Source organism: Helicobacter sp. MIT 05-5294, from assembly GCF_000765675.1.
Lineage (GTDB): Bacteria > Campylobacterota > Campylobacteria > Campylobacterales > Helicobacteraceae > Helicobacter_D.
Map to the genome: position 1 here is coordinate 31,929 of NZ_JRPA02000014.1, position 7,717 is coordinate 39,645.

Genomic DNA, 7,717 nt, shown 5'->3' on the forward strand with positions numbered 1-7,717 from the left:
TTAAAGAAGTTTCAGCAATTTTTGTTCCTTATTTTAATTTGCGATTCTTAATTCAAAAGTTGCAATCGTGCCATTGGTATCTAGGCGGTTTTGCAAAGAAATACTGCCCCCTAGCGCATTGGCTGCGTTTTTGGCAAGAAACAATCCAAGTCCTGCACCGCTTTTATTGCCCGAGCGTTTGAAAGGTGCGTAAATATCTTCCAGTTCTGAATCAATCCCGCAACCTTCATCAATTACGACAATGCGCAGAATCTCTTGATTGATAATTTGACTTGTAAGTAAAATACTTTTACCTTGAGGAGTGAATTTAAAAGCATTTTGTAGGAAATTTTGCACAATTTGCGCTAGAAGTGTCGGTTTAATCGTAATTAAAAGCTCATCGGTTTCAAGTTTGTAGGTGAATTGCTTATTTTCTTTTTTGCTAAGAATCTGAAAATTATCCGCGATATTCTGCAAGGTCTTATTCACATCTACAAGGCTGGATTTTTCAAATTGCGCACTTTCTTGTCTGCCTAAATCAAGCAGAGTTTTAATAATCGCGTTCATTTCATTAATGCTTTGGATATTTTCTTTTAAAGCCTTGATATACACTTCTTTTTCACGCTCTTTAATCAATGTAACTTCGCATTTTGTCTTGATGACTGCCAAAGGCGTCTTGAGTTCGTGCGCGATTCCAATAAAAAGTTGCTTTTGTCCGCCAAAATAGCTTTTAATTCTCTCTAAAAGATTATTAATAGACAACACTAAGGGGTGAAATTCTAGCGGCAAACCCTCGCTATTTAAAAACTCCAAATCGTGTTCTTTGAGTTTGCTAAGCGTAGTGGAAAGATTCTGTATTGGCTTATAGAGAATATTTGAAAAAGCAAGTGCGAAGAGTTGTGTTAAAATCAGCGCAAAGAAAATCACTAAAATGATTCCTTTTAAAAGAGAATCCAAAAAAAGTGTTTCTTTGGTAATGTCTTTTGTGATTTTAAGCGTTTTGTTGGTTTTATAAGGAGAAATAAGGGAATAATAAAAACCTCTTTCGGATTCTGATTCAGAATAAAAGCTTTGCTTAGTTGGTGTATCCAAAACTTCCACAAGCCAAACTTCTCTTTGCATTGGATTGGGGCTTTGGATATAAAAACTCTGTCCAATATTATAATTAATGTTATTTTTTATAATGTGATGGAATTGGTTTTGTAGGCTATGTTTGATTTGACCATAAGTGTTAAAATAAAGATAACTATAAAGTGCGGAGGAAAATATCGCCAAAAGGGCGATAAAAGAGATTGTGATTTGCTTGGTATAATCCCCTCTTATACTCCTTTTGGATAGCAAAACCTATAACCTCTGCGTCTAACTGTTTCAATCGTAGCGATATTAAGCGGTTTGTCCATTTTTTGGCGAATCTGATTGATTGCAACTTCAATCACATTGGGAGTTACAAGCTCGGGTTCTTCCCAGATTGCGTCTAATAATTGCTCTTTTGAAACGATTTGGTCTCTATGGCGCGCAAGATGTGTTAGCACTTCAAAAGGCTTCCCTTTTAATTCAATTTCTTGATTTTTGTAAGTGATTTTCTCTTCATCAGGATTAATAATTAAATCTTCAATTTCAATTAAATTCGTCCCGCCAAAGCGCAAACGCGCTTCAATTCTTGCTACTAATACATTAAAATCAAATGGTTTTGCCAAAAAATCATCTGCACCCGCTCTTAGTGCTTCTACTTCGCTCTCTGCATCATCTCTAGCAGAAATAATTACAACTGCAGTGCGTGGCGATTTGTTTTTAACTTGGTTAATGATTTCAAGTCCGCTACCATCGGGCAACATCCAATCTGCAAGCACTAAATCGTAATTGCGAATACTGATATAATATTCTCCATCTTTTAAATTTTCTGCCACATCGGTTTGATAATTAAATTCATTTAAACCCTCTGTGATGGTCTTATTAAGACTGATTTCATCTTCAACGATTAAGATTCGCATTCCTTTTCCTTATTTTTAATGTAAAAATTAGCGGTATTGTAGCATAGTTTTAGCTATTTTTAAACAAATTTTTATAAAAATAAAAAATATTTAATCTTCAAAAACAACTTCTACTAGAAAAACCCGCCTAAAGCCAAGCTAGAACCCAAAAGCATTACAAAAGTTATTTTTAGTTTTTATGATTTGCCTTTAATCTTTCTTGCTATTTTTCTTAGATTTCTCTTTAATGTAGCAAGTAAATAACCAAAATCTTTATTTGTATTTGGAATCCCTAAAAACTTCTCCATAGAGATTCTATCTTCAGCTTTATTAAAGCGTGAGGGGAGTTTGCCCTCTATATCAATGAATCTAATTTGATTGCAAGAGAGTAAAATATTGCTACGATTTATATCACCACCAAACACAAAATTGTGAGAATGTAATTTCTCTATTTCAATTTTTATCTTTTCTTTAAACTTGGCATTGTTTTCCTGTTTCAAATAAGGCTCTCCCTCAATATACTCATAAATCATTATAAAATCTTTTGGGTAGATTCCACAAACCTTATTTTCTGCCAACAAATAAAAATCATTAGGAGAATAACAGCCCTCATTCCTAATGCGCTGTATTGCTTTAAAAGAATTAAGATAATAATCACCACGAAATAAAAATTTTATAAATCTCTCTAGGATTCTATCATTTGGAGAAGATGCCTTTAGGATATAATCCCCCCCCCCCGCTCAACTAAGAAAACTTGGCAATTTTGCGTATTTTTATAAGTTTTTGCTATTTTAAGATTTCCCTTTAAAAAATCTTGAAAAATAGCTTCGTAAAATCCATGATTTTCTTTTGTATAGACACAAAAATCACCGATTTTTCTAAACTTTATGGAATCCATTATTTATACTGCGCGATTTTTCAAAACATCTGCAATCAAAAACGAAAGTTCCACTGCTTGACTTGCATTAAGGCGCGGGTCGCATTGTGTGTTGTAGTTGCAGCCTAGATTTTCTTCAGTGATTGCCTGCATTCCCCCTACGCACTCTGTTACATCTTCGCCTGTCATTTCCAAATGCACACCCCCAGCATAAGTGCCAATGCTTTTATGGATTTCAAAAAATGCTTTGACTTCGTTCAAGATACTATCAAAAGAACGCGTTTTATAGCCACTACTTGCTTTAATGGTATTTCCATGCATAGGGTCAATACTCCAAACAATCTCTCGCCCCTCATTTTTGATAGATTCCAACAACTTGGGTAATTTTTCTTTGATAGTTTCTGCACCCATACGAATAATGAAATTCAAGCGTCCTGCTTCATTATGAGGGTTTAGAATCTCACAAATCCCCAAAATATCGTCTTTAGTTGCATTGGGTCCAATTTTCACACCCAAAGGATTTTCTACACCACGCAAAAACTCCAAATGTGCGCCATCAAGATTCCTTGTGCGCTCCCCAATCCAAAGCATATGCGCTGAACAATCATACCATTTGCCTGTTAGATGGTCTTTGCGCGTTAAAGATTCTTCGTAATTCAAAAGCAAGGCTTCGTGGGAAGTGAAAAATTCTGTTTCGTGCAAAGTAGGAGTGTTTTGCGCTGTGATTCCACATGCTTCCATAAACGCCAAAGTCTGCGTAATCTTATCTGCCATTTCTTTAAAACGCTCACTTTGTGCAGTGTTTACAAAGTTAAGATTCCATTTTTGCACTTGATTTAAGTCCGCCAAACCGCCTTGCGCAAAAGCCCGAATCAAGTTTAATGTAGCCGCAGATTGGTGGTAAGCTTGTAAGATTCTCTTAGGATTCGCTTCTCTTGCTGCTTCGCTAAATTCAATCCCATTGATAATATCTCCACGATAGCTTGGCAAAGTAATCCCATTGAAAGTTTCTGTATCACTTGAGCGAGGTTTAGCAAACTGCCCAGCCAATCTGCCCACTTTTACGATTGGACAAGCTCCCGCATAGGTTAGCACAACAGCCATTTGCAAAATGACTTTAAACAAATCCCGAATCCGAATCGCATTGAAGTCTGAAAAACTTTCCGCACAATCGCCACCTTGAAGCAAGAAAGCCTCGCCTTTTGAGACTTTTGCCAAGCGTGATTTAAGCGTCCTTGCCTCACCGGCAAAAACAAGAGGAGGATATTTACTAAGCTCATTTTCAACCGCTTTGAGTGCATTTAAATCTTTGTAGGTAGGTTGCTGAAGCGCGGTTTTATCTCTCCAGCTTTTGGGATTCCATTCTGTATTTTGCATTGCTTTTCCTATGTAAATTTAAAATGAATCCGCAATTCTACCTCACAAATAATAAAACAAGCCTTTGAAATATGGCTTATTTGCCCAAATATACTTGTCTTGGGCGTGTAATTCTCGCGTGTGGATTCTTAATGTGTTCCATTACTTGAGCGCACCAGCCCGGCATTCTACCAATAACGAAAATCGGCGTAAAGAGTTGCACAGGAATCTTTAAAGCAGTCAAAATGATTCCGCTATAAAAATCCACATTAGGATAAAGATTTCTTTCTTTGAAATAATCATCACTAAGCGCGACTTCTTCTAGCTTTTCGGCAATTTCGCTTAAACGCGCATTCATCGTAATGCCTTTTTTGTTTAATTCGTCTTTTAAGGCTTTGATTGCTTTTGCGCGTGGGTCGTAGCTTTTATACACGCGATGTCCAAATCCCATTAATCTAAAAGGATCACTCTTGTCTTTTGCCTTTGCGACAAATTTATCTACATTTTTTACATCGCCAATTTGCTCTAATTGCACCAAAACTTTTTCATTCGCTCCGCCATGTGCAGGTCCCCAAAGCGCGTTGATTCCTGCGGAAATTGCAGCATAAGGATGCACACCTGTGGAAGCAACATTACGCACGGTAGTTGTTGAAGCATTTTGTCCATGGTCAGCGTGGAGTGTGAAGATTTTATCCAAAGCTTCCACTTCAAGTGCTGAAATCTCCTCTTCTCCTTTTAATGTGTGTTTTAGTCTGCCATTAGGATAAGCACGCAACATATAGAGGAAGTTTTCTACATAATTGCGACTAACATCGGGGTAAATGAAAGGTGTGCCAATGGAATTGCGATAAGAAAACGCAACTAAAGTTGTGATTTTGGCGATAATTCTACGCGCCATTGTCTGATAATCTTCTTCGTCATTCATTTCTTTGTGGTCAAAATGGAATGTAGAAAGTGCCGCAACTGCGGAGCTTAAGTTTGCCATAGGGTGTCCGCCATCAGGAAATGCGTTAAAGATATTGATTAAACTTTCGTGCAAAAATCCTCTATGACGCAATTCCAAGTCAAACTCTTTGGATTCTTGCTCATTCTTAGGAGCTTCTCCTGTGATAAGCAATTTTGCCACATCGGTAAATTTATATTTCTCTACAATCTCTTCAACCGGAATCCCTTTGTAGAGTAATTGTCCATTTTTGCCATCTATAAAACTAATAGTAGATTCGCAACCTGCAGTAGAACCATAACCCGGATCATAAGAAAAGATATTCGCGCGCTCAAACAATTTGCTAAAATCTACCGCTTTAGGTCCTCGTGTGCAGTCAATCAGGTCAAAATCAAATTTTTCACCCGTTTCATTGTTAATTAATGTGATAGTTCCCATATTTAACTCCTTGATAAATCAAAATTTGTTTATTGTAACGCACTTTTTTAAAAAAGTATAAAAAAAATTTAAATTTTTATCAAAAATTTTCAATTTGCTATTTTTTTACACATTTTTAATTATGAATAATATCTATTTCACTCGTTGGCTTAAACTCAAACAACGCAGAATCTATCGTGGAATTTATCTTGGCATTCTTAAAGTAGATTTCAACCTGATTGCCCAGCGAATCGCTAAAGCTAATTTTAGCGGGGATTCCATTTTCTAAAAGCAAATCATATTTTTGCTCCGAAATAGTCGCTTCATAATGATTTTCTGTGATTTTTTTGGCATTTTTTAGCAAATAAAGCAGATTCATATTCTCTTGCAATCGCGTGAAAATTGCTTGTTTTAGCTTGGGTTCATAGACTATCATTACGCCCTCTTGGATAAAAATCTCTTTTGGAATCGGCGTTTGATAACTCCAACGCAGATTTGAAGGTGCGAGTGCTTGGATTTTACCTTGATAGGTGATTTTATTTTGCGCACCTTCATCATTGGAATACAAAATCTGCGTAAAGTCCGCGCTAAAAGTTTTTATGTCTTTTAAAGATTGCGCGTTACTAAAACTCGCCCAAACACCAACTACAATTCCGCATTTTAGCAGAAATAAAAGCATAAATTGAAAAGTCGAAAAAAGAGTGTGCATGGGATTCCTTTAGTGTTTAGAATCTTTATGTAAGAAATACAATCCCACCGCAAGCGCCAAAATAGAAATCGCAAAAAACAGCATATCTTGTGTGCTTTTCATTCCCATATTTAATACTTTTGAGAAAAACGCCACAATCAGTGCCATTACGATAACCTTTGCTAGTTTGTCTTTAAGTTGGTCTAGCGTATGGATTTCTAGCACTTTAGAATCACTTTCATCTTTGATTTGAATCTTGGAGATAAACAACTCATAAAGCCCAAAGGCAAAAATCAGCAAAACAACCGCAATCAAATACAAATCAATCGCCATAATAATGGAATTAAGCAAGAGATTATGAATATCTGCACCCGCACCTAACGCACCAATATAATAAAAGTAAGTTTGTTGGGCAGCTTTGAGAATATCAAGACTTGCCACAATAAACAACAAAATAGAACCAACGAGCGACAAAACAACGGCTAAAATAATAAAAAGCCGCGCATTCCACATAAGTTTTTCAAAAACATTTTTCAAGCTTTATCCTTTTTAAAAAACGCAATTATAACTAAACTCTCATCAAACGAGCGCATTTGTTTTGCGATTCTAAACTTGTTTATTTTGCTTTAAATGTTCTAAAACATCTTTTTCTTTAAGTCTTATGGATTCTGTCCTATCTAGCTCCTCTTTTATGGCATTACAAAACTCGCCCAAATATTGTTTGACTGCATTGTATAGCTTCTCATCTCTTTCTAAAATCTCCCAATGCTCCAAACTCACATAAACTCCCATATCATTGCATAAATCACTTTGAATGATTCGCGGAAGAATATTAATCTGTTTTTTATCATTTGAGATTCTACTAAGCGTTAAAACTACACTATTTTCTTCATCAATATTTAAATTTTCTTGATTGTCCTTGTCTTTTAAATACATATTTGCAATATCCGCTTTGTTTTTATAATCAACAAAACAATAAATTATGGAAATACATATCTCTACCACTTAAGTTATAAATGGGATTCACCCTCACACCGCAAGATTAAGCAAAGCATAAAGTATCTAAACGCAACTGCAATGCCCAATTCATGCCCACCAAATCCACATAGACCCATAATCGCGTGGCAATTAAACATAAAACTCACCCTTTGCTATTGTGATAATCTTTAGTTTTGCCATATTCTATAATGTTGAATCACCCCCCGTCATTGCGAAGCGAAGCCGAAGTAATCCATAATCTTAAAAGAATCTGCAACTTTGTTTCCTCGTCATTGCGAGAAAATTTGAAAAATTTTCGTGGCAATCTATAGTCTAAACGACAATTTATATCACTGCTGCGTCATTGCAAAGTCTTTGCAAAAGGCTGTGGCAATCTATAACTTTAGTCAAAAGAGGATTCTACAATGGCGAGATTCTACATTACAGGATTGCTTCGTCCTTTCAGTCCTTGCAATGACGAAAAGTGAGATTCCATACTATGGATTCTT

The 7,717-nt window shown here is 36.0% G+C and carries 10 protein-coding genes; 1 reads left to right on the forward strand and 9 read right to left on the reverse strand.

Going from position 1 to position 7,717, the window contains the following annotated elements; all coding sequences use genetic code 11:
- Positions 1-33 precede the first annotated feature (33 nt).
- From LS69_RS07575 to LS69_RS11115, 9 genes are all read right to left on the reverse strand, one after another.
- Positions 34-1,320, reverse strand: a complete 1,287-nt coding sequence (locus LS69_RS07575) for a HAMP domain-containing sensor histidine kinase (RefSeq protein ID WP_238699260.1) — start codon at positions 1,318-1,320, stop codon at positions 34-36.
- Complete coding sequence (hsrA, locus tag LS69_RS07580; protein WP_138123722.1) at positions 1,299-1,970, reverse strand: homeostatic response regulator transcription factor HsrA; 672 nt, start codon at positions 1,968-1,970, stop codon at positions 1,299-1,301. The genes LS69_RS07575 and hsrA overlap by 22 nt, the downstream gene beginning before the upstream one ends.
- Positions 1,971-2,146: 176 nt before the next feature.
- Complete coding sequence (locus LS69_RS07585) at positions 2,147-2,671, reverse strand: lipopolysaccharide core heptose(II) kinase RfaY (RefSeq protein ID WP_138123724.1); 525 nt, start codon at positions 2,669-2,671, stop codon at positions 2,147-2,149.
- Between the two features lie 179 nt (positions 2,672-2,850).
- Complete coding sequence (locus tag LS69_RS07595) at positions 2,851-4,203, reverse strand: 3-deoxy-7-phosphoheptulonate synthase class II (protein ID WP_138123728.1); 1,353 nt, start codon at positions 4,201-4,203, stop codon at positions 2,851-2,853.
- Between the two features lie 76 nt (positions 4,204-4,279).
- Positions 4,280-5,563 carry a citrate synthase gene (locus LS69_RS07600; RefSeq protein WP_138123730.1) on the reverse strand — a complete coding sequence of 428 codons (1,284 nt, stop codon included), beginning with the start codon at positions 5,561-5,563 and terminating at the stop codon, positions 4,280-4,282.
- Between the two features lie 115 nt (positions 5,564-5,678).
- Positions 5,679-6,251 carry a LolA-like outer membrane lipoprotein chaperone gene (gene lolA / locus LS69_RS07605; RefSeq protein ID WP_238699262.1) on the reverse strand — a complete coding sequence of 191 codons (573 nt, stop codon included), beginning with the start codon at positions 6,249-6,251 and terminating at the stop codon, positions 5,679-5,681.
- Between the two features lie 9 nt (positions 6,252-6,260).
- On the reverse strand, positions 6,261-6,743 hold the full coding sequence (locus LS69_RS07610; protein ID WP_138123750.1) for a YqhA family protein: 483 nt from the start codon (positions 6,741-6,743) through the stop codon (positions 6,261-6,263).
- A 93-nt stretch (positions 6,744-6,836) separates the two neighbouring features.
- Positions 6,837-7,166 (reverse strand): DUF2972 domain-containing protein, encoded by a 330-nt coding sequence (locus LS69_RS07615; protein ID WP_194145463.1) that lies wholly within the window; start codon positions 7,164-7,166, stop codon positions 6,837-6,839.
- A 74-nt stretch (positions 7,167-7,240) separates the two neighbouring features.
- The gene (locus tag LS69_RS11115; protein WP_275050968.1) at positions 7,241-7,366 is read right to left on the reverse strand and encodes a hypothetical protein; all 126 of its coding nucleotides are present in this window, start codon (positions 7,364-7,366) and stop codon (positions 7,241-7,243) included.
- Positions 7,367-7,526: 160 nt separating this feature from the next.
- On the opposite strand from LS69_RS11115, the gene LS69_RS07620 reads away from it, so the two are divergent.
- Positions 7,527-7,717 (forward strand): hypothetical protein (locus LS69_RS07620; protein ID WP_138123734.1); only part of this gene is annotated, 191 nt, incomplete at its 3' end.

Bases quoted from the DNA above. Each gene is read 5' to 3' on its own strand.
- hsrA (WP_138123722.1), bottom strand. From the start codon at position 1,970: ATGCGAATCTTAATCGTTGAAGATGAAATCAGTCTTAATAAGACCATC.
- LS69_RS07595 (WP_138123728.1), bottom strand. From the start codon at position 4,203: ATGCAAAATACAGAATGGAATCCCAAAAGCTGGAGAGATAAAACCGCG.
- LS69_RS07600 (WP_138123730.1), bottom strand. From the start codon at position 5,563: ATGGGAACTATCACATTAATTAACAATGAAACGGGTGAAAAATTTGAT.
- lolA (WP_238699262.1), bottom strand. From the start codon at position 6,251: ATGCACACTCTTTTTTCGACTTTTCAATTTATGCTTTTATTTCTGCTA.
- LS69_RS07610 (WP_138123750.1), bottom strand. From the start codon at position 6,743: ATGTGGAATGCGCGGCTTTTTATTATTTTAGCCGTTGTTTTGTCGCTC.
- LS69_RS07615 (WP_194145463.1), bottom strand. From the start codon at position 7,166: ATGTATTTAAAAGACAAGGACAATCAAGAAAATTTAAATATTGATGAA.
- LS69_RS11115 (WP_275050968.1), bottom strand. From the start codon at position 7,366: ATGTTTAATTGCCACGCGATTATGGGTCTATGTGGATTTGGTGGGCAT.